Source organism: Desertivibrio insolitus, from assembly GCF_017355965.1.
Taxonomy (GTDB): domain Bacteria; phylum Actinomycetota; class Actinomycetes; order Actinomycetales; family Microbacteriaceae; genus JAFIQW01.
In genome coordinates this window covers 136820-156375 of sequence record NZ_JAFIQW010000005.1, presented here as the reverse complement: position 1 = coordinate 156375, position 19556 = coordinate 136820, and the positions used below count along the sequence as shown (strand labels likewise).

Annotated in this window: 18 protein-coding genes; 9 read left to right on the top strand and 9 right to left on the bottom strand. The window is 72.0% G+C overall.

Translation table 11 applies throughout. The features are described 5' to 3' along the window. Nucleotides 1-67: 67 nt before the first annotated feature. Genes ndk through ileS form a run of 4 tightly spaced genes read right to left on the bottom strand, consistent with a single transcriptional unit; the run spans nucleotide 68 to nucleotide 5614 of the window. On the bottom strand, nucleotides 68-487 hold the full coding sequence (gene ndk, locus JUB10_RS12875) for a nucleoside-diphosphate kinase (protein WP_207457324.1): 420 nt from the start codon (nucleotides 485-487) through the stop codon (nucleotides 68-70). Further along, complete coding sequence (locus tag JUB10_RS12870; RefSeq protein WP_207457322.1) at nucleotides 484-894, bottom strand: DUF4233 domain-containing protein; 411 nt, start codon at nucleotides 892-894, stop codon at nucleotides 484-486. Before JUB10_RS12870 ends, ndk begins: the two co-directional genes overlap by 4 nt. Continuing rightward, the gene (locus JUB10_RS12865; RefSeq protein WP_374191702.1) at nucleotides 891-2417 is read right to left on the bottom strand and encodes a bifunctional folylpolyglutamate synthase/dihydrofolate synthase; all 1527 of its coding nucleotides are present in this window, start codon (nucleotides 2415-2417) and stop codon (nucleotides 891-893) included. The genes JUB10_RS12870 and JUB10_RS12865 overlap by 4 nt, the downstream gene beginning before the upstream one ends. Beyond that, complete coding sequence (ileS, locus tag JUB10_RS12860; protein WP_207457320.1) at nucleotides 2414-5614, bottom strand: isoleucine--tRNA ligase; 3201 nt, start codon at nucleotides 5612-5614, stop codon at nucleotides 2414-2416. Before ileS ends, JUB10_RS12865 begins: the two co-directional genes overlap by 4 nt. 263 nt (nucleotides 5615-5877) lie before the next feature. Here ileS and JUB10_RS12855 point away from each other — a divergent pair, with 263 nt between their 5' ends. From JUB10_RS12855 to JUB10_RS12845, 3 genes are all read left to right on the top strand, one after another. Beyond that, on the top strand, nucleotides 5878-6201 hold the full coding sequence (locus JUB10_RS12855) for a hypothetical protein (RefSeq protein ID WP_207457385.1): 324 nt from the start codon (nucleotides 5878-5880) through the stop codon (nucleotides 6199-6201). After that, nucleotides 6185-7366, top strand: a complete 1182-nt coding sequence (locus JUB10_RS12850; RefSeq protein WP_207457318.1) for a phosphotransferase family protein — start codon at nucleotides 6185-6187, stop codon at nucleotides 7364-7366. Before JUB10_RS12855 ends, JUB10_RS12850 begins: the two co-directional genes overlap by 17 nt. A gap of 98 nt (nucleotides 7367-7464) precedes the next feature. Continuing rightward, nucleotides 7465-7845, top strand: a complete 381-nt coding sequence (locus JUB10_RS12845) for a hypothetical protein (RefSeq protein ID WP_207457316.1) — start codon at nucleotides 7465-7467, stop codon at nucleotides 7843-7845. 58 nt (nucleotides 7846-7903) lie between these two features. Here the strand turns inward: JUB10_RS12845 and JUB10_RS12840 are convergent, their stop codons facing one another. Together JUB10_RS12840 and JUB10_RS12835 are read right to left on the bottom strand one after the other, a co-directional pair. After that, on the bottom strand, nucleotides 7904-8572 hold the full coding sequence (locus JUB10_RS12840; RefSeq protein WP_207457314.1) for a response regulator transcription factor: 669 nt from the start codon (nucleotides 8570-8572) through the stop codon (nucleotides 7904-7906). Then, nucleotides 8569-10002: a sensor histidine kinase gene (locus tag JUB10_RS12835; RefSeq protein WP_207457313.1), complete on the bottom strand. Its 1434-nt coding sequence runs from the start codon at nucleotides 10000-10002 to the stop codon at nucleotides 8569-8571. Before JUB10_RS12835 ends, JUB10_RS12840 begins: the two co-directional genes overlap by 4 nt. Nucleotides 10003-10177: 175 nt before the next feature. Between JUB10_RS12835 and JUB10_RS12830 the strand changes: the two genes are divergently transcribed. From JUB10_RS12830 to JUB10_RS12805, 6 genes are all read left to right on the top strand, one after another. Next, a complete protein-coding gene (locus JUB10_RS12830) occupies nucleotides 10178-11425 on the top strand; it encodes an MFS transporter (protein ID WP_307859224.1) in 1248 nt (415 codons plus the stop codon). 68 nt (nucleotides 11426-11493) lie between these two features. Next, nucleotides 11494-12897: a dihydrolipoyl dehydrogenase family protein gene (locus JUB10_RS14945; protein ID WP_307859223.1), complete on the top strand. Its 1404-nt coding sequence runs from the start codon at nucleotides 11494-11496 to the stop codon at nucleotides 12895-12897. 41 nt (nucleotides 12898-12938) lie between these two features. Further along, nucleotides 12939-13580: a hypothetical protein gene (locus JUB10_RS12820; protein WP_207457310.1), complete on the top strand. Its 642-nt coding sequence runs from the start codon at nucleotides 12939-12941 to the stop codon at nucleotides 13578-13580. Between the two features lie 106 nt (nucleotides 13581-13686). Beyond that, nucleotides 13687-16278 carry a valine--tRNA ligase gene (gene valS / locus JUB10_RS12815; RefSeq protein WP_207457309.1) on the top strand — a complete coding sequence of 864 codons (2592 nt, stop codon included), beginning with the start codon at nucleotides 13687-13689 and terminating at the stop codon, nucleotides 16276-16278. Then, complete coding sequence (locus JUB10_RS12810) at nucleotides 16275-16850, top strand: hypothetical protein (RefSeq protein ID WP_207457308.1); 576 nt, start codon at nucleotides 16275-16277, stop codon at nucleotides 16848-16850. Before valS ends, JUB10_RS12810 begins: the two co-directional genes overlap by 4 nt. Before the next feature lie 3 nt (nucleotides 16851-16853). Then, nucleotides 16854-17090 carry a hypothetical protein gene (locus tag JUB10_RS12805; RefSeq protein WP_207457307.1) on the top strand — a complete coding sequence of 79 codons (237 nt, stop codon included), beginning with the start codon at nucleotides 16854-16856 and terminating at the stop codon, nucleotides 17088-17090. Nucleotides 17091-17311: 221 nt separating this feature from the next. On the opposite strand, the gene JUB10_RS12800 is transcribed toward JUB10_RS12805, so the two are convergent. From JUB10_RS12800 to JUB10_RS12790, 3 genes are all read right to left on the bottom strand, one after another. Continuing rightward, on the bottom strand, nucleotides 17312-17524 hold the full coding sequence (locus JUB10_RS12800) for a hypothetical protein (protein WP_207457306.1): 213 nt from the start codon (nucleotides 17522-17524) through the stop codon (nucleotides 17312-17314). A 5-nt stretch (nucleotides 17525-17529) separates the two neighbouring features. Continuing rightward, a complete protein-coding gene (locus JUB10_RS12795; RefSeq protein ID WP_207457305.1) occupies nucleotides 17530-18156 on the bottom strand; it encodes a helix-turn-helix domain-containing protein in 627 nt (208 codons plus the stop codon). Between the two features lie 111 nt (nucleotides 18157-18267). Further along, nucleotides 18268-19556 (bottom strand): glucose-6-phosphate dehydrogenase (locus JUB10_RS12790; protein WP_207457304.1); only part of this gene is annotated, 1289 nt, incomplete at its 5' end.

Sequence of the window (19556 nt, the reverse complement as noted above, 5' to 3'; positions counted from 1 at the left end):
GCACGAGGGCGGAGGGGCGGGGCTCAGCCGCCGGGAAGATGGGCTGAGCCGAAGACGGCGAAAGGGCTCAGCCGAACCAGAGCGCGAGCTCGCGCGCCGCCGACTCCGGCGAGTCCGAGCCGTGCACGAGGTTCTGCTGCACCTTGAGGCCCCAGTCGCGGCCGAGGTCGCCGCGGATCGTGCCGGGCGCCGCCGTCGTGGGGTCGGTCGTGCCGGCGAGGGAGCGGAAGCCCTCGATGACGCGGTTGCCCGCGACGCGGATCGCCACGATGGGCCCGCTCTCCATGAACTCGACGAGAGGCTCGTAGAACGGCTTGCCCTGGTGCTCCTCGTAGTGCGCGCCGAGCAGGTCGCGGTCGGCCTCGACGAGCTTGATGTCGACGAGCTGGTACCCCTTCTGCTCGATGCGGCGCAGGATCTCGCCGGTCAGGCCGCGCGCGACCCCGTCCGGCTTGACGAGCACGAGGGTTTCTTGGACGTCGGTCACGAGTCATCTCCTTGGGGTGAGGGGGTGGGGTCCGAGGGGTCTGCGCGGTACTCGCGCTTGGCGCGCTCGAGCTGCTCGCCCTTGAAGTAGCAGTACGTGTACAGCGCGGCGAAGCCGAGGCCGACGAGGTACATGAGCGGGTCGAGCACGCCGAGGGCGATGAGCCCGGCCTGCAGCACGAAGCCGAAGGCGACGCCCCAGGTGTGCCGCACGACGACGGATGCCAGGAGCAGCAGCCCGATGAACACGACGCCGCCCACGATGGCGACGACGTCGGGCAGCACGCCGAGCCCGCGGATGACGATCGTCGCGAAGAACAGCACGAACACCTCGAGCACGAGCGTGATCGAGAGCAGCGACTCGGTCGCGGTGCGCTCCCGACGCGGCCGGCGCGGGCGTGGGCTCACTCGCGCCACCCTTCGTCCTCGGCCTGCGCGAGCACGTCGGAGACGAGTGTGATCGACCCGGCGACGAGCACGGCGCCGCGCTCGCTGCGGGTGGCGAGGTTGCGGGCGAGGGTCGTCGCGGCCTCGGGCGAGGGCTCGACGGTGACCCGGTCGGGTCCGGCGACGTGCGCCACGATCTGCCCGAGCTCCTCGGCGTCGATGGCTCGCCCCGACGTCGACTGGGTCACGACGAACTCGTCGACCACGGCGTCGAGTGCGCGCACGATGCCGAGCGCGTCCTTGTCCTGCAGCACGCCGAGCACGGCGACCACCCGGTCGAAGGTGAAGTACGCGGGGATCGCCGCCGCGAGCGCCTCGGCGCCGTGCGGATTGTGGGCCGCGTCAACGAGCACGGTCGGCTCCTGCCCGACCACCTGCAGGCGTCCGGGCGAGGTCGCGGTCGCGAGCCCCTCCGAGACGACGTCGCCGGTGAGGGGCTGCGATCCGCCGCCGAGGAACGCCTCGACGGCCGCGATCGCGACGGCGGCGTTGTGGGCCTGGTGGTCGCCGAACATCGGCAGGAACACGTCCTCGTAGGTGCCGGCGAGCCCGCGCACCGTGATGACCTGCCCGCCCACCGCGACCGTGCTCGACAGCAGCGCGAACTCGTTGCCCTCGACCGACAGCTCTGCCTCGTCGATCTTGGCGGCCTCGCGCAGTTCGGCGAAGCCCTCCTCGGTCTGCACGGCGGTGACGACGGATGCCGCGGGCTTGATGATCCCGGCCTTCGTGCGAGCGATCTCGCCGACGGTGTCGCCGAGCCGCTTCTCGTGGTCGAGCGCGATCGGGGTGAACACCGCGACCTGCCCGTCGGCGACGTTGGTGGAGTCCCACTCGCCGCCCATGCCGACCTCGAGCACGGCCACGTCGACGGGCGCGTCGGCGAACGACGCGAACGCGAGCACCGTCAGCGCCTCGAAGAAGGTGAGCCGCGGCTCCCCCGCCCCCTCGAGCTCGGTGTCGACGAGCGCGAGGAACGGCTGGATGTCGTCCCAGTTCGCCGCGAACGCGCGGTTGGAGATCGGCCTGCCGTCGATGACGATGCGCTCGTTGATGCGCTGCAGGTGCGGGCTCGTGAGCAGCCCCGTGCGCAGCCCGTGGGCGCGCAGCAGCGACTCGATCATCCGGCTCGTCGACGTCTTGCCGTTCGTGCCCGTGATGTGCACGACCGGATAGGCGCGGTGCGGGTCGCCGAGCAGCTCGACGGCCCGGCGGGTGGCCTCGAGCCGCGGCTGCGGCGCGACCTCGCCGGTGCGCTCGAGCAGCTCCTCGTAGGCGCGCTCCGCCTCGCGGGCGTACTCGGCGTCGTCGAAGTCGTAGCCGCGGTCGTCGTCCTCGTCGTCGTCCGCCTCGATGCCGGCGGCACCGGGGCCGAAGAACGGCGGGGTGCGCAGCGCGTCGTCGAACTCGGCCTCGCCGAAGTCGTCGTACTCGCTGTCGTCGAAGTCGTCGTCCCCCGACGGCGGGTTCTCGCGGTCGCTCACGCCTTCGTCACCTCGATCCCGAGCTCGGCGCCCGAATCAAAGGTAACGGCGACCGCGAGCGTCTCGTCGGCGAGCAGCTGCTCGAACGAGCGCGCGGGCTCAGAGGCCGGGTCGAGCGTGACGGCGAGGGTGATCCGGTCGGACACCTCGAGCCCCGCCTCCTTGCGCGCCTGCTGCACGCTCCGGATGAGGTCGCGTGCGACGCCCTCGGCCTCGAGCTCGGGCGTGAGCTCCGTGTCGAGCAGCACGAAGCCGCCCGCGGGGAGGAAGGAGATCGCGCTCGCGGCATCCGCGACCTCGAGCTTGAGGTCGAACTCGCCGGGCAGCAGTTCGACGCCGCCGACGATCACGCCCTCGCCGTCGGGCTGCCAGTCGCCCGCCTTCGCGGCGCCGATGACCTGCTGCACCTGCTTGCCGATGCGGGGTCCGGCGGCGCGCGCGTTGACGGTGAGGCGGCGGGTGATGCCGTAGTCGGGCAGCGAGTCCTCGGTCTGCTGGACGAGCTCGACCGACTTGACGTTCAGCTCGTCGCGCAGGATGCCGGCGAAGGGCTCGAGCGCCGCGGGGTCGGGCACGACGACGGTCAGCGTCTTCAGCGGCAGGCGCACCCGGTTGCCGGTGGCCTTGCGCAGCGCGAGGCCGGCGGAGGCGATCTCGCGCACGCGGTCCATTGCGACGACGAGCGAGTGGTCGGCGGGGAACTCCTCGGCGTCGGGCCAGTCGGTGAGGTGCACCGAGCGCTCGCCCGTGAGCCCGCGCCAGATGCGCTCGGTGACGAGCGGCAGGAGCGGCGCGGCGGCCCGGCTCAGCGTCTCGAGCACCGTGTAGAGGGTGTCGAACGCGTCGCGGTCGTCGCCCGACCAGAAGCGGTCGCGGCTGCGGCGCACGTACCAGTTGGTGAGCACGTCGGCGAAGTCGCGCAGCGCGTTCGCGGCGAGCGGGCTGTCGAGGTTCTCGAGGTGGCCGGTGACCTCCTCGAGCACCTCGCGCGTCTTCGCGAGCAGGTACCGGTCGAGCACGTGCGTCGAGTCGGTGCGCCGGGTCGCGGTGTAGCCCTCGGGGCCTGCGCTGTTGGCGTAGAGCGTGAAGAAGTAGTACGTGCTCCACAGCGGCAGCAGCAGCTGGCGCACGCCCTCGCGGATGCCCTCCTCGGTGACGATGAGGTTGCCGCCGCGGATGACGGAGCTCGACATGAGGAACCAGCGCATGGCATCCGCGCCGTCGCGGTCGAAGACCTCGGCGACGTCGGGGTAGTTGCGCAGGCTCTTCGACATCTTCTGCCCGTCGTTGCCGAGCACGATGCCGTGGCTGATGACGTTGCGGAACGCCGGCCGGTCGAAGAGCGCGGTCGAGAGCACGTGCAGCGTGTAGAACCAGCCGCGGGTCTGCCCGATGTACTCGACGATGAAGTCGGCGGGGTTGTGCTGGTCGAACCACTCGCGGTTCTCGAACGGGTAGTGCACCTGGGCGAACGGCATCGAGCCGGAGTCGAACCACACGTCGAGCACGTCGGGGATGCGGCGCATCGTCGACTTGCCCGTCGGGTCGTCGGGGTTCGGGCGGGTGAGGTCGTCGATGTACGGACGGTGCAGGTCGGGCTCACCGTCCGCGTTCAGCGGCAGGCGGCCGAAGTCGCGCTCGAGCTCCTCGAGCGAGCCGTACACGTCGACGCGCGGGTACTCGGGGTCGTCGCTCTTCCAGATGGGGATCGGCGAGCCCCAGTAGCGGTTGCGCGAGATCGACCAGTCGCGGGCGCCGGAGAGCCACTTGCCGAACTGGCCGTCCTTGACGTTGTCGGGCACCCAGTTGATCTCCTGGTTGAGCTCGCCCATCCGGTCGCGGAACTCGGGCACGCGCACGAACCAGCTCGACACCGCCTTGTAGATCAGCGGGTTCCGGCAGCGCCAGCAGTGCGGGTAGGAGTGCTCGTAGCTCGCGACGCGGAGCAGGCGCCCCTCGGCGCGGAGCTTCTGGGTCAGGGGCTTGTTCGCTTCGAAGACCTGGAGCCCCGCGACATCCGCGACCTGGGGCAGGAAGCGCCCGCCCTCGTCGACGGAGATGATGACGGGGATGCCGGCCTTGGCGGTGACGATCTGGTCGTCCTCGCCGTACGCGGGCGCCTGGTGCACGATGCCGGTGCCCTCGCCGGTCGCGACGTACTCGGCGACGAGGATCTGCCAGGCGTTCTGCATGCCGTAGGTCTCGACGTCGGCGTAGTAGTCCCACAGCCGGTCGTACTTCACGCCGTCGAGCTCGGCGCCCTTGAGCGTCTTCGTCACGGCGGCGCGGGCGTCGTCGAGCGAGGCGTAGCCGAGGTCCTTGACGTAGGCGGGCAGGGTGTCGGATGCCAGCAGGTACTCCGCCACCCCCTCCTCGGCCCCGTCACCGGCGCCGTTCGGGCCGGACGGCACGACCGAGTATTCGATCTCGGGACCGACGGCGAGCGCCGCGTTGGTCGGCAGCGTCCACGGGGTCGTCGTCCACGCGAGCGCGCGGACGGCGGTGAGCCCGAGCGCCTCGGCCTTCGCCCCGACGAGCGGGAAGGTCACCGTGACGGTCTGGTCCTGGCGCATCTTGTAGACGTCGTCGTCCATGCGCAGCTCGTGGTTCGACAGCGGCGTCTGGTCGCGCCAGCAGTACGGCAGCACGCGGTAGCCCTCGTAGGCGAGGCCCTTCTCGAACAGCTGCTTGAACGCCCAGATGACGCTCTCCATGAACGTCACGTCGAGCGTCTTATAGTCGTTCTCGAAGTCGACCCAGCGCGCCTGGCGGGTGACGTACTCCTGCCACTCCTGCGTGTAGCGCAGCACGGAGTCGCGGGCGGCGGTGTTGAACGCGCCGATCCCCATCTCCTCGATCTGGCTCTTGTCGGTGATGCCGAGCTGGCGCTCCGCCTCGAGCTCGGCGGGGAGGCCGTGGGTGTCCCAGCCGAAGCGGCGGTGCACCTGCTTGCCGCGCATGGTCTGGAAGCGCGGGAACACGTCCTTGGCGTAGCCCGTGAGCAGGTGGCCGTAGTGCGGCAGGCCGTTGGCGAACGGCGGGCCGTCGTAGAAGACCCACTCCTCGCAGCCCTCGCGCCGGTCGATCGAGGCCTGGAACGTGGCATCCGTCGCCCAGTACTGCAGCACGTCCTGCTCGATGGCGGGGAAGTCCGGGGACGCGGGGACGGAACCTGTCGACTCGTTGCGCGGGTACATCTCTCTCCAGTGCTCACCTGCACGAGGACGATGCACGCCTGTCGGCGCACTCCGCGGTACCACCCCGCTTGCCGCTTGCGCGGCCTCTCTTCCTACGGCTGTGTCGGGCCTGCCCCGTCCGGGTCTAGTGAGCCGTCGCCGGCCGTTCTTCCGGATGCTCCCCGGTGATGGCCGGATCGTCGCACCCGCGATATTACCGTCAGAGGCGGATGCCCGTCAGCCGTTCCATCCCGCGGCGGAGCGGGGCACGGCATGATGGGCGCATGGTGCGAGGTGTGATCGCCGCGATCGTCGTGCTCGCGTGTGCGGGCCTCGTCGTCGCCGCCGTCGCGCTGCTCGCCCCGCGGCAGGGCTCCGAGCCCCTCGCGGGCGTCGAACCCGTCGTCGGCACGGCGACCCCGGCGCCCACCGCGAGCGCGGAACCCACCGTGCCGCCGACCCCCGCGCCGGTCGCGCCGTCACCGGAGACGGTCGCCCCCCAGCCGCCCGCCGACGTCGACGATAACGACGACAGCGACGACGACGACGACAGCGACGACGACCGCAGCGACGACGACGGCGAGGACGACGATGACGACGACAACTGACGCGGGTCACGCCGACGTTCTCCGCGCCGTCGGCGACGCGCTCGAGCTGACGGTGCTCGGCAGCCGCCGCGTCGCGACCGAGGCGACGTCGCGCGGCTTCGCGACGGGCTACGAGCTCGACGTCACCGACGCGGGGAACGCCCGCCGCACGCTCACGATCTACGTCGAGACCCACCCCGACGAGCACGAGCGCGACGGCGTGCTCACGCTCGTCGACGAGACGGGCGACCGCGTCGCCGTCTGGCTTTACCCGAACGATCCCGCGCTGCCGGTGCTGAAGGCCGCCGTGTTCCCGGATGCCGCCGCGGTGCTGCTCGAGCGGATGGGCGTGCCCGCGAAAGAACTCGGCCTGGAGGTCGTCTCGTACCGCCCCGGCAAGCGCGCCGTCGTTCGGGCGACGACCGCCGACGACGTGCTCTATCTCAAGGTCGTGCGCCCCGATCTCGCGCAGGGCATCCACGCCGCGCACGCCGCCTGGCGCGCCGCCGGCATCCCGGCGCCGAAGGCCGTCGCGTTCGCTCCCGAGGGGCTGGTCGCCATCCGGGAGCTGCCCGGGGTCGAGGCGCTCACGGTGGTGCGCCGCCTCGACGAGGGTTTTGTCGAGGCCGTCTCGGCGCTCACCGAGGCGATCGCGCGCGTGCCCTCCGCCAAGGCCGCCCGCGCCTCGCTCGTCAGCCGGCTCGATTGGTACCGCACGCGCCTGCAGCAGCTCTCCCCCGCGAACGCGACCGACGTCATCGTCATGTGCGGGCTCATCGCCGACACGTACCGCCGCACGCTGCCGACCGCCGTGCCGGCGACCATCCACGGCGACCTGCACCTCTCCCAGCTCTTCGTCGACCCGACGACGCCGCACCTCATCGTCGGCGTGCTCGACATCGACACCGCGGGCGTCGGCGACCGGGCGGACGACGCGGGCGCGCTCTGGGCGCATCTCGTGGTCACCGCGCACCACCACGAGGGCCTCCGCGACGACGCCTCGGCCGACGCGTGCCGGATGCTCGCAGCCCGGTTCCGGGAGCGCTGGCAGCGCGCGGACGACCCGGGCTTCGCCGGGCGGGTGCGAGCCGTCGCCGCGACGCACGTACTCGCCCACGCCCTCGCGGGCACCGTGACGGTCGAGCAGGCGCTCGCGATCGCGGGCAGCCTGCTGCCCCTGGATTAGAGGGCTCTCACCTCCGGCTCCCGGTCGTCTCATCGGCGCTGTCGAAGCTGGATCCATCGCCCGCAGGAGCGGGGACGACCAGTCGGAGAGGAACCATCATGAACGGCAAGAAGTGGACCATCGTCGGAGCGGCCTCGGTGCTCGGCGTCGGGCTCGTCTCGGGCGGCGCGGTCGCCACGGCGAGCGCTCTCGAGCTCACCGACACCCGCGGCACGGCCCTCAGCTCGGTCTCGGTCGCGGACGACCGCGGCGGCGAGTCGGCCACCCCGAGCCCGGCCCCCTCGGCGACCGACGGGTCGGGGGCGACCCCGGCGACCCCGAACACGCCGGCCACGGCGAGCACCCCGTCGACGCCGAACACCCCGGCCACGCCGAACACCCCCGCGACGGCGAGCACGCCGGCGACCCCGGTCACGCCCGCGACCCCGGCCACGCCCGTCACCCCGGCGACGCCCGCCTCCGCGTCTGACAACGACTGACCCGCGACCCTCCCGAAGCCCCGGTCACATGGCCGGGGCTTCGTCATGTGCAGGAGACTCAGACGAGCCGGTACCCCATCCCCCGCACCGTCTCGATGCGGTCGGCGCCGAGCTTGCTGCGCAGATAGCGCACGTACACGTCGACCACGTTGGAGCCCGGGTCGAAGTCGTAGCCCCACACCCGGCTGAGCAGCTGCTCGCGGCTGAGCACCTGCTCTGGGTGGCGCAGGAACTCCTCGGCGAGCGCGAACTCCCTCGCCGAGAGATCGACGACGGTGCCCGCGACCGTCGCCCGGCGGGTGCGGATGTCGAGGCTGAGGTCGCCGTGCCGCAGCTCCGCCGGCGCGGCAGCCGCCCCGGCCCCGGCCGAGTCGCGCAGGCGCACCCGCACCCGGGCGAGCAGCTCGTCGAAGCGGAACGGCTTGGGGATGTAGTCGTTGGCCCCGCCCTCGAGGCCCGCGACGGTGTCGGCGAGCCCGGTGCGGGCGGTCAGCATGATCACCGGCAGCGCCTGGTCGTACTGCCGCACGCGCCTCAGCACCTCGAAGCCGTCCATCCCGGGCAGCCCGACGTCGAGCAGCACGAGGTCGTGCCCGCCCGACTGGGCGTGCGCGAGCGCGTCGTCGCCCGTGCGCACGACGGTCGTCGAGAAGCCCGCGGCGCGGAGCCCCTTCTCGACGAAGCCGGAGATTCGCTCCTCGTCCTCGGCGATCAGGATGCTCGTCACGTCGACAGTCCTAGCGGAAGCACGATGGAGAACGTCGAACCCCCTGGCGAGCTGTCGAGCCCGACCCGGCCGCCGTGCCCCTCGGCGATGGCGCGCACGATCGACAGGCCGAGGCCCGACCCGCGCACCCCGCGGCTCTGCTCGACCCGCCCGAAGCGCTCGAAGATCCGGCCCTGCGCCTCGACCGGCACCCCGGGACCGCGGTCGCTCACGTACAGCACGACCTCCGGCCCGGAGACGTAGCTGCCGAGTTCGACGGGGGTGCCCTCGGGGGCGTACTTCGCGGCGTTGTCGACGAGCTGCAGCCACGCCTGCGTCAGCTTCTCCCCGTCGGCCTGCAGGGTGCCGGATGCCACGGGCCCGAGCTCCCACGCGTGCCCCGGCAGCACGGCCGCCTTGGCGTGCACGCTGCGGGTGAGCTCGCCGACGTCGAGCGGGGCGAGGTCGAGCAGCTCCCGCTCGGAGACGGCGAGCGACTCGATGCCGTCGACGAGGCCCGACATGCGGTCGAGCTCGTCGATCGCGATCGCGCGGGTCTGCTCGACGTCCCGCGGGTCGGCGGGATCGAGCAGTTCGAGGTGCCCCCGCACGATCGTGAGAGGCGTGCGCAGCTCGTGGCGCACGTCGTCGAGCAGCTGCCGCTGCGACTCGAGCGCGTCGTCGAGCCGGTCGAGCATGTCGTTGACGGTGCGCGTCAGCTCCGAGACGTCGTCGCGCCCCTCGACGGGGATGCGCTCCTTGCGGTCGGTCGCCGTGATCCGCGACGCGGCGGCGCGCAGCTGACGGATGGGGCGGAGCAGCCGCCCGGCGACGAACCAGCCGACGAGTCCGATGACGACGAGGGAGACGAGCGCGACGACGGTGAAGAGCGCGAACGCCGCGTTCACCTGGTCGAGCTGGGCATCGAGGTCGATCGCGGTCACGTAGAGCGCCTGCTGGCTGCTGCCCTCGAGCACGATCGGCACCGAGACGTAGCGCAGCGCGCCGGAGGGTCCGAGCATCGTGCCGATCCGAGGCCGGTCGTCGGTCGCCTCTCCGACCACCCGGTCGAGGAACGCGCGGTCGGAGTCGAGGGTGAACGGCAGCGCGACGCCCGGGATGAACTGCGCCCGCCCGTCCACGATGCCGACGGAGCTCTCGTTCGTGCCCGGGATGACGCGCGCGAGCACGGCCTCGAGCGCCTCGGCGGCCGTCGCGTAGCCGGGCGGGGCGGGCGCCGAGACATCCGCGGCCCCCTCCCCCGTCACGACGAAGCGGGCCGCGTTCACGCGCGTCTCGAGCCGGGCGTCGACGTCGGCCAGCGCCCGGTCGCGCGCGACCAGGTAGGCGGTGCCGCCCGCGACGAGCATGCCGAGCGCGGTGACGGCGAGGATCGAGGCGAGGATCCGCGAGCGCACCGACCACCGGGGCAGGCGCTGGCGCTCCGTCATGCCCTCAGTATGTCGGGGCCCTACCACCAGGGGCGGGGTATATGAGAGGTCCCTCATCAGCGCGCGGGGCGGGCGGACCGTACGCTCGGTGGACGTGACTGATACTCCGCGTGGCGAAGCGCCAACCACGCTCAAGGACGCCCCCGTCCGCTCGGTCCGCCCGACTCGTCGAGTCGTGTGGGCATCATTCGTCGGAACGGCTCTCGAGTCGTACGACTTCTACGTGTTCGCCTACTTCGCCGCGTTCTTCGCGGGGCCCCTCTTCTTCGGGCCGCTCGGCGACGTGGGCGAGACCCTCGCCGCCTTCGCGACCATCGGCGTCGCGTTCGTGATCCGCCCCGTCGGCGCGATCCTGTTCGGGCACCTCGGCGACCACATCGGCCGCCGCAAGACGCTGCTCTACACGATCCTGCTCATGGGCATCGCGACCGGTGCCATCGGCCTGCTGCCCGGCTACGAGACCAGCGGATGGCTCGGGGCCGTGCTGCTCGTGCTGCTGAGGCTCCTGCAGGGCCTCTCGGTCGGCGGCGAGTGGGGCGGGGCGATCCTGCTCGCGACCGAGCACTCGAAGGGACGGGAGCGCGCGTTCTACGCCGCCCTCCCCCAGCTCGGTTCGCCCGTCGGCTCGATCCTCTCCGCCGCCCTGTTCATCCTGCTCACCGCGGTCATGACGCCCGAGGACCTCGCCTCGTGGGGCTGGCGGATCCCGTTCCTCACGGCGATCCCGCTGCTGCTGGTCTCGCTGTACCTGCGCTGGTCGATCGACGAGACGCCGCAGTTCAACGCGGTCGTCGCCGAGGGCAAGCGCGTCAAGGTGCCCTTCGCGGCGGTGCTGCGCGAGCACCCGGTCGCGGTCGGCGTCGGCGTCGCGACCGCGCTGCTCGGCATCGGCTCGTACTCGCTGATGAACACGTACACGATCAACTACGGCACCGCGGTGCTCGGGTTCGACTACGGCCAGCTGCTCGTCGCCACCACGATCGGCGGCCTGCTGCAGCTCGTCACGATCCCCGCGTTCGGGGCGCTCGCCGCGCGCGTCGGCTCGGCCAAGGTCGTCGCGTGGGGCGCCGCGGGCACGCTGCTCGTGACCTTCCCGATGTACTTCCTGCTGCAGTCGGCGACGTTCCCGATCCTCGTCGGCACGATGATCATCGGCGGCATCCTGCCCACGCTCAGCTGGGCGGCCCTCGGCGGCACGCTGAACGACTTGTTCCCGAGCCGCTACCGCTACACGGCGCTCGGCTTCACCTACAGCCTCGCGGCCGTCATCTCGGGCTTCGTCCCGCTCGTGACCGGCTCGATCGGCGCGGCGACCGACTTCGCCTGGTGGCACCCCGGCATCGTGCTCGCGGTGATGAGCGCGATCACGCTCGCGGGCGCCTGGGCCGCGAGCCGTCTGCCGCAGGAGGCGGACGAGGTCTGACGCGAGGAGGCGGCGTGCTCTGCAGCAGTACGCCGCCTTCTCCCAGCGCCGGCCCGGAGGATGAGGCCGTGCCTGAGAACACCCCGTCCGACGTCCTCGTGATCGGCGGCGGTCCCGGAGGGACCTCCGCCGCCCTGACCGCCGCCCGGCTCGGCGCCCGCGTCACGCTCGTCGAGGCGTCGCGGATCGGCGGCACCTGCCTCAACACGGGCTGCGTGCCGACCCGCGTCTTCGCCCGCACCGCCCGGCTGCTCCGCGACGCGGAGCTCGCGCGGCGCATCGGCGTCGTCGACACGGTGCGCCGCATCGACTGGCCCGCGCTCGTCGGGCGCGTGCGCGACACGGTCGAGCGCGTGCGGGAGGTGAAGTACCCCGCGGGGCTCTTCGCCGACGCGGGCGTCGAGCTCGTGATCGACGGTGCCGCCCGCTTCGTCGACGCCACCACGGTCGAGCTCGAGTCGGGCCGGCGCCTGTCGGCCTCGACGATCATCGTCGCGGTCGGCGGCCACTCCCGGGTGCTGCCGATCCCCGGCATCGAGCACACGGTCGTGCCGGAGCACGTGCTCGACGTGCCGGAGCTGCCCACCCGCGTCGCGATCGTCGGCGCCGGCAACACCGGCGCACAGCTCGCCACCGTCTTCAGCTCGCTCGGCAGCGAGGTCACGCTCCTCGACGCGGCCCCGCGCATCCTCCCCGCCTCCGACGCCTCGATCTCGGCGGCCGTGCAGGCCGCGTTCGAGCGGCACGGCATCGCCGTGCACCCGGCCATCGACGGCGTCGACCGGTTCGAGCGCGGCGAGAACGGCACGACGGTGCACTTCCGGCTCGGCGGCGAGGAGCGCAGCGCGACCGCCGACCTCGTCGTCATGGCTACGGGGTGGCCCGCCAACCTCGAGCACCTCGACCCCCAGGCGGCCGGGCTCGAGCTGAACCGCGGATGGCTCGCGGCCGACGCCCAGGGCCGCACGAACCAGCCGCACATCTTCGTCGTCGGCGACGCGGACGGCACCGACATGCTCGTCCAGATCGCCGAGGAAGAGGGCGAGGCGACCGCGACGCTCGCCGTGACCGGGCGCGAACACGACCGCTCGCGCCTCGTGCCCGCGGGCGGGTTCACCGACCCGGACTACGCCGGGGTGGGTCCGACCTCCGCGGACCTCGACGCGCAGGGCATCCGGCACCGCACCGTCACGGTGCCCTACGACCGGCTCGACCGGGCCGTGCTCGACGACCGCGCCGAGGGGTTCCTCACGCTCGTCGCCGACGAGTCGGCCGAGCGCGTGCTCGGCGCCCACGTCGTCGGCGAGAACGCGGCGGATGTCGTGCACCTCGTCGTCACTGCGATGAGCGGCGGGATGACCGTGGCCGACCTCTCGCGCGTGCCCTACGCCTATCCGACGTACAGCGCGATCGTGCGGCAGGCCGCGCGCCGGATGCTCGGCGAGCGGCACGACGGCGAGCTGTCGTCGTGAGTCGATAGCCTGGCAGGGATCACGACGAGGAGGTCCGCCCGATGAGCGAACGCGACGATCGCTTCGCGCATCTCGTCGACGGCGACGAGGACGCCCCCGAGACGCGCGGCGTCGACGACCGCCGCTTCGACGCGACGACTCCGATCGCGCTGCCGCCCACCGCGGTGCCCGTGCACCGCGTCGACGAGCAGGCGCTGCCACCCGAGACCGACCAGCCGTCGCGGCACGTGCTCATCGGCTCGATCATCGGCGGACTCGCGCTGCTCGCCGGCATCGGCGTCGTGCTCGCCCTCGTCTTCGGCGGCGCGTTCCAGCGCCCGGTGCTCACCGCCGGCAGCGCGTCCGACCCGCAGGGCGGCGTGCAGCGCGGCGGCTCCTCTGTCGCGATCGTGTCGATGCCGTTCGACGAGAGCATCGACTGCACCTCCGACGACCTCGCGATCGAGCTGTCGTGGTCGACCCAGGGCGCCGACTCGGTCGCGTTCTACGAGGGCCAGTGGATCGTGCAGGGCGAGGAGCGCGAGCCCCTCTACGACGGGCTGCCGAACGACGGCGACTCCGGCGACTTCCCCGACCCCGTGGAGTACCCGTGCCCCGCGCCGACGCAGCAGTACACGCTCGTCGCGACGGCCGCCGACGGCTCGACGAGCTCGCGCGTCATCACCATCAGCGGCACCGACTGACGCCCGCCCGCCGGGGCACGCCCCGGTACGATTGCCACCGAGCTTCCACACTCAGGCACCCCATGACGCGGTGCCGCACATAGCGATCGAAGGTAGTAGCGCCGGCATGAGCATGCACATCCCCGACAAGCCCGCCCTCGAAGGACTCGAAGCCAAGTGGGGTGAGACCTGGGAGACCGGCGGCGTCTACCGGTTCGAGCGCGAGGGCGCCACCCGCGAGAACGTCTACTCGATCGACACCCCGCCGCCCACGGCATCCGGCAGCCTGCACATCGGGCACGTCTACAGCTACACGCAGATGGACCTCGCCGCGCGCTACCAGCGGATGCGAGGCAAGCGCCTGTTCTACCCGATGGGCTGGGACGACAACGGCCTGCCGACCGAGCGCCGGGTGCAGAACTACTACGGCGTCCGCTGCGACCCGACCGTGCCGTACGACCCCGACTTCACCCCGCCGTTCGAGGGCGGCGACAACAAGTCGACGAAGGCCGCCGACCAGAAGCCGATCAGCCGGCGCAACTTCATCGGGCTCTGCGAGAAGCTGACGGTCGAGGACGAGAAGCAGTTCGAGGACGTCTGGCGCCAGCTCGGCCTCTCCGTCGACTGGTCGCTGACCTACCGCACCATCGGCGACGAGGCGCAGCGCGCCGCACAGCGGGCGTTCCTGCGCAACCTCGCGCGGGGCGAGGCCTACCAGTCCGACGCCCCGACCCTGTGGGACGTGACGTTCCGCACCGCCGTCGCGCAGGCCGAGCTCGAGGACCGCGAGCAGCCCGGTGCCTTCCACAACATCACGTTCGCCCGCACCGACGGCCAGGGCTCGGTCGAGATCGCGACGACCCGGCCGGAGCTCATCCCCGCGTGCGTCGCCCTCGTCGCCCACCCCGACGACGAGCGCTACCAGCCGCTGTTCGGCACCACCGTGCGCACCCCGCTCTTCGGCGTCGAGGTGCCGATCGTCGCCCACCGGCTCGCGCAGCAGGACAAGGGCACCGGCATCGCCATGATCTGCACCTTCGGCGACGTCACCGACGTGATCTGGTGGCGCGAGCTCGACCTGCCCACGCGCGCCGTGATCGGCTTCGACGGCCGCATCCTCCCCGACGCCCCGGAGGCGATCGAGTCCGAGGAGGGTCGCGCCGTCTACGCCGAGCTCGCGGGCAAGACGGTCTTCAGCGCGAAGCAGCGCGTCGTCGAGCTGCTCCGCGAGTCGGGCGACCTCGTGGGCGAGCCCCGCAAGATCAGCCACCCGGTCAAGTTCTTCGAGAAGGGCGACCGCCCGCTCGAGATCGTCTCGACGAAGCAGTGGTACATCGCCAACGGCGCGCGCGACGAGGAGCTCCGCGGCGAGCTCATCGCGCGCGGCCGCGACATCCGCTTCGTGCCCGACTACATGCGCACGCGCTACGAGAACTGGATCGAGGGGCTCACGGGCGACTGGCTCGTGTCGCGCCAGCGCTTCTTCGGCGTGCCGATCCCCGTCTGGTACCCGCTCGACGAGAACGGCGAGATCGTGCCCGGCGAGGTGCTCACCCCGGCCGAGTCCGAGCTGCCGGTCGATCCCTCCTCGCACGTGCCCGCGGGCTACGAGGAGTCGCAGCGCGGCGTGCCCGGCGGCTTCGTCGGCGAGCTCGACATCCTCGACACCTGGGCGACCTCCTCGCTGACCCCGCAGATCGCGGGCGGCTGGGAGAGCGACCCCGAGCTGTTCGAGGCCGTGTTCCCGTACGACCAGCGGTCGCAGGGGCACGACATCATCCGCACCTGGCTGTTCTCGACGGCGCTCCGCGCGCAGCTCGAGCACGGCGTCGCGCCGTGGCGGAACGCCGGCATCTCCGGCTTCGTCGTCGACCCCGACCGCAAGAAGATGTCGAAGTCGAAGGGCAACGTCGTCACCCCGGCCGCGATGCTCGACGAGCACGGCTCCGACGCGGTGCGCTACTGGGCGGCCTCGAACAAGCTCGGCTCCGACGCGGCCCTCGACGCGCAGAACCCGAAGCAGGTGAAGATCGGCCGTCGCCTCGCGATCAAGATCCTCAACGCCGCCAAGTTCGTCTACTCCTTCCCCGAGCCGGCCGCGGATGCCGCGGGCGTGACGAACGCGCTCGACCTCGACCTGCTGGCGGAGCTCGCGCGCGTGATCGAGACCGCGACGACCGCGTACGAGGAGTACGACCACGGCCGCGCCCTCGAGGCGACCGAGACGTTCTTCTGGACGTTCTGCGACGACTACCTCGAGCTCGTGAAGGAGCGCGCGTACGGTGCCGACGGCGCCGACCCGCACGGGCAGGCCTCCGCGGTGCTGACCCTCCGTGCCGCGATCGACGTGCTGCTGCGCCTCTTCGCCCCGGTGCTGCCGTTCGCGACCGAGGAGGTGTGGAGCTGGACCCACGAGGGCAGCGTGCACACCGCCGCGTGGCCGACCGTCGACGAGCTCCCGGCGACGGATGCCTCTGGCCTGCTGCCGCTCGTGAGCAGCGCGCTCATCGGCATCCGCCGGGCCAAGACCGACGCGAAGGCCTCGCAGAAGACGCCGGTGCGCACCGCGACGATCGCGGCCCCCGCGGCGTCGGTGGAGCTGCTTGGACGCGCCGAGGGAGACCTCCGTGCCGTCGGGCGCATCGCGGCGCTACTGTTCGAGGAGGGCGACGAGGTCGCCGTCACCGCGATCGAGCTCGAGGAGGCGCCGAGCGCATGAGACTCCCCCGCCTGGCCGCTCCCCTCGCGCTGCTCGTGGCGCTGACGGGGTGCGCCCAGGCGGTGCCCGGGGGCGACGCGCCGAGCGCGCCGGCCTTTGCGGAGCCCGCGCTGACGCTGCCGCTCACCCCGATCACGGCGCCCGAGGTCACGGCGGTGTGCCCTCAGCAGGAGGCCGTGCACCTCGACGCCGGACTCGTGGTCGACGAGATCTTCGTCTGCACCGCGAACGAGGTGCTGCCGATCGAGCCGGGCATCGGCGACGACCAGCCCCTCGAGGGCGAGTCGGCGCAGCCGGTCGAGCCGCGACTGCTGCAGGTCGCCAACCGGGTGGTCTCCGGCCAGGAGGAGCTGCTCGCCGCGTACGCCGAGCCGAACGAGGTGCGCACCGACGGCGCGTGCATCGAGCTCGCCGCCGACCCGCTCATCGTCTGGGTCGTCGCGGACGGCACGACGACCGCCGTCTACGCCCCGGTCGACGAGTGCGGCTTCCCGCAGGAGCGGGCGAGCGCCGCGTACGCCGCGCTGGGTCTCGAAGAGGTGGCGCGCTCCGACGCGCCGGTGGAGGGCTGACGGATGCAACTGGGCACGCGCTGGCCGGTCGGAGGCGACACCCCGGCGAGACTTCCCGCCGCCGTCGTCGACGCCGTGCGCACGGTCGAGGCCGAGGTCGCGGGGTTCGACACCTCCGCGTGGCGGTGGACGCTGACCTGGCTCGAGGGCCGACCGATCGTCGAGCTCGACGACGGCACCGTCATCCGCTACGACTCCGTGCAGGACCGCGCGGTCATCACCCCGCCGCCGACGGACTGAGCGGCCGCCCCGCGGCCACGGCGCCTCCGACCGGTCGAGAATCGAAGCCGAGTAGCCGCGCAGCGGCGTACCGAGACCCGCACGTCCGAGACGGGAACGGCGGCGCACCGGAGCCCCACTTGCACGAAAGGCTCCGGCACGCCGCCGGAACGTCGCCCGGTGGGCGACGGGGCACCGGTGCGCGGCGGAGGAGGAACGTCTCCGCCGCGGCCGCCGGTGGGTCAGCGCATCCAGGGCTGGCGCAGCAGCTCGTGCTGCGCGGACAGCGCGGGACGCTCGAAGGGGGCGGGAGCGGTGCGGCGGCTGCGCGCGCGGCGCTCCGCGGTCGCGCGGCCCCAGGCGGCGAGCGATTCGCCGAGCTGGATGGCCGCCCGGCCGACGACGGTCGGCCTGATGACCGGCTGCCCCTCGACGGGGCACGTCGACATGGTCATGTGAATCACCTCGCCTTCGGCTGCTCGGGACGGTCCGCGATCGGGTCGATCACGGGGAACGCGTTGAAGTGCACCTGCACCGCGCGGCTGCCCTCGGGGGCCGGCCGGTCGAGCAGCGGGATCACGTTGTCCTGCAGGAAGCGGTTGTACGCCTCCACCAGGTGCTCAAGTTCGTCGCGCGTGATGCGGAGGTTGACGGTCTCGATCGTCGAGCTGTCGAGCCAGTCGCGCGGGATCGTCTCGTGCCCGCGCTCGATGAAGTCGGCGAGCAGCCGCGAGCGATTGCGCTCCCACTGCTCGCTGATCAGCTGGCCGGCCGTGCGGGTGGCCTCACTGACCTCGTCCTCGGCACCGGTGTAGACCTCGAGCGCGACGGGCACCCGCTCCCACCAGCGCTCGCGGGAGTTGCCCCGGCCCTCCACTTCGCGCACGAAGTCGTGCTTCTCAAGCTGACGCAGGTGGTAGCTGGTCGCGCCGCTCGACTCCCCCAGGCGCTCGGCGAGGCCGCTCGCGGTGTGCGGTCCGAACGTGCTGAGCGCGTCGACGATCGCGACCCGCAGCGGATGGGCGAGGGCCTTGAGGCCCGTGCTGTCCACCCTGCGGACGCCGCGCGTCGTGCTCTGCTCCGTCATGATCACAAAGATAGCTTTGCAAACGCTTCTTTGCAACCATCCCTTTGCAAACGATTCTTTGCAGAGAAGAAGCGCCGGACAGGGCGGTCCGGCGCTTCTCGGTTCAGCGCGTCAGTCGTCCCAGTGCTCCGGGCCGCGCGAGCCCGCCGGGTACTCGTCGAGCGGCACCTCGCCGCTCTGCCATGCGGCGAGCACCGGCTCGACGATGCGCCAGCACTCCTCGGCGATGTCGCCCCGCACGGAGAGCAGCGGGTCTCCGGACAGCACGCCGCGCAGCACCTCGCCGTAGGGCAGGAGGTGACCGGGGTCCTGCTTCACGGCGAGCGTCTGCTGCTCGAGTTGCATCGGGTCGCCTTCGCCGTTCATCGTCAGGTCGAGCCTTACCTCGCCCGACTTGAGCTCGAGCGTCAGGCGGTCGGGGTCCGGCTTCCCCGTCAGGCCCTCGAGCCGTTCGATCGGCTTGAAGGTGACGCGCACGTAGGTGAGCTTCTCGGCCAGCGCCTTGCCCGACCGCATCCGGATCGGCACGCCGCGCCAGCGGTCGTTGTCGATCTCGACGACCAGTTCGGCCAGGGTCTCGGTCTCACGGGCGGGGTCGACGCCGGGCTCGTCCGCGTACGAGGGCAGCTCCCGCCCGTCGATGCTCCCCGCGGTGTAGCGGGCGCGCCTGCTCGCCGCCGCCGGGTCGTCCTCCCACGGCCGGGTGACGCGGAGGACGTTCTCGACGGCGTCGCGAAGGGCGCTCTCCTCCACCTTGCGCGGGTTGTCCATCGTGACGAACGCGAGCACCTCGAGCAGGTGGCTCTGGATCATGTCGCGGAGCGCGCCCGAGGAGTCGTAGTAGCCGCCGCGCGACTCGAGGCCGAGGATCTCGTCGTAGACGATGTCGATCCGCTCGACCGAGGCGTTGTTCCACGCGGGCTCGAGCAGGCGGTTGGCAAAGCGCACGCCCAGCACGTTGAGCACCGTGGCCATGCCGAGGAAGTGGTCGATGCGGTGCACGTGCCGCTCGGGCAGCAGCGAGGCCACCTTGCGGTTCAGCTCGCGCGCGCTCTCGAGGCTCGAGCCGAACGGCTTCTCCATGGCGAAGCGAGTGCCCTCCGGCAGCTCGACGTCGGCGAGCGCGTCGCACACCTTCGCGGCGACGGCGGGCGGCAGGGCGAAGTAGATCACGGGCGGCTCGTCGCAGAGTGCGACGAGGTCGCGCAGCGCCGCGGCATCCGTTGCGTTCGCCGTGCGCCACTCGGTCTGCTCGATCATCCGCTGGTTGGCGCGGGTCGACTTCTTGTCGCCGATCGCGAGTTCGACGATCTCCCGCCACTGCTCGGTGGTGCGCTCGGTGAGGCCCGCACCGATCAGCTGCACGTCCCAGTCGCTCTCGAGCTCGAGGAGGCTCGCGT

What these genes read in the sequence shown, in the direction of transcription:
- ileS (WP_207457320.1), bottom strand. Translation starts at nt 5,614, where the DNA reads ATGTACCCGCGCAACGAGTCGACAGGTTCCGTCCCCGCGTCCCCGGAC.
- JUB10_RS12855 (WP_207457385.1), top strand. Translation starts at nt 5,878, where the DNA reads ATGGTGCGAGGTGTGATCGCCGCGATCGTCGTGCTCGCGTGTGCGGGC.
- JUB10_RS12850 (WP_207457318.1), top strand. Translation starts at nt 6,185, where the DNA reads ATGACGACGACAACTGACGCGGGTCACGCCGACGTTCTCCGCGCCGTC.
- JUB10_RS12845 (WP_207457316.1), top strand. Translation starts at nt 7,465, where the DNA reads ATGAACGGCAAGAAGTGGACCATCGTCGGAGCGGCCTCGGTGCTCGGC.
- JUB10_RS12835 (WP_207457313.1), bottom strand. Translation starts at nt 10,002, where the DNA reads ATGACGGAGCGCCAGCGCCTGCCCCGGTGGTCGGTGCGCTCGCGGATC.
- JUB10_RS12820 (WP_207457310.1), top strand. Translation starts at nt 12,939, where the DNA reads ATGAGCGAACGCGACGATCGCTTCGCGCATCTCGTCGACGGCGACGAG.
- valS (WP_207457309.1), top strand. Translation starts at nt 13,687, where the DNA reads ATGAGCATGCACATCCCCGACAAGCCCGCCCTCGAAGGACTCGAAGCC.
- JUB10_RS12810 (WP_207457308.1), top strand. Translation starts at nt 16,275, where the DNA reads ATGAGACTCCCCCGCCTGGCCGCTCCCCTCGCGCTGCTCGTGGCGCTG.
- JUB10_RS12805 (WP_207457307.1), top strand. Translation starts at nt 16,854, where the DNA reads ATGCAACTGGGCACGCGCTGGCCGGTCGGAGGCGACACCCCGGCGAGA.
- JUB10_RS12800 (WP_207457306.1), bottom strand. Translation starts at nt 17,524, where the DNA reads ATGACCATGTCGACGTGCCCCGTCGAGGGGCAGCCGGTCATCAGGCCG.
- JUB10_RS12795 (WP_207457305.1), bottom strand. Translation starts at nt 18,156, where the DNA reads ATGACGGAGCAGAGCACGACGCGCGGCGTCCGCAGGGTGGACAGCACG.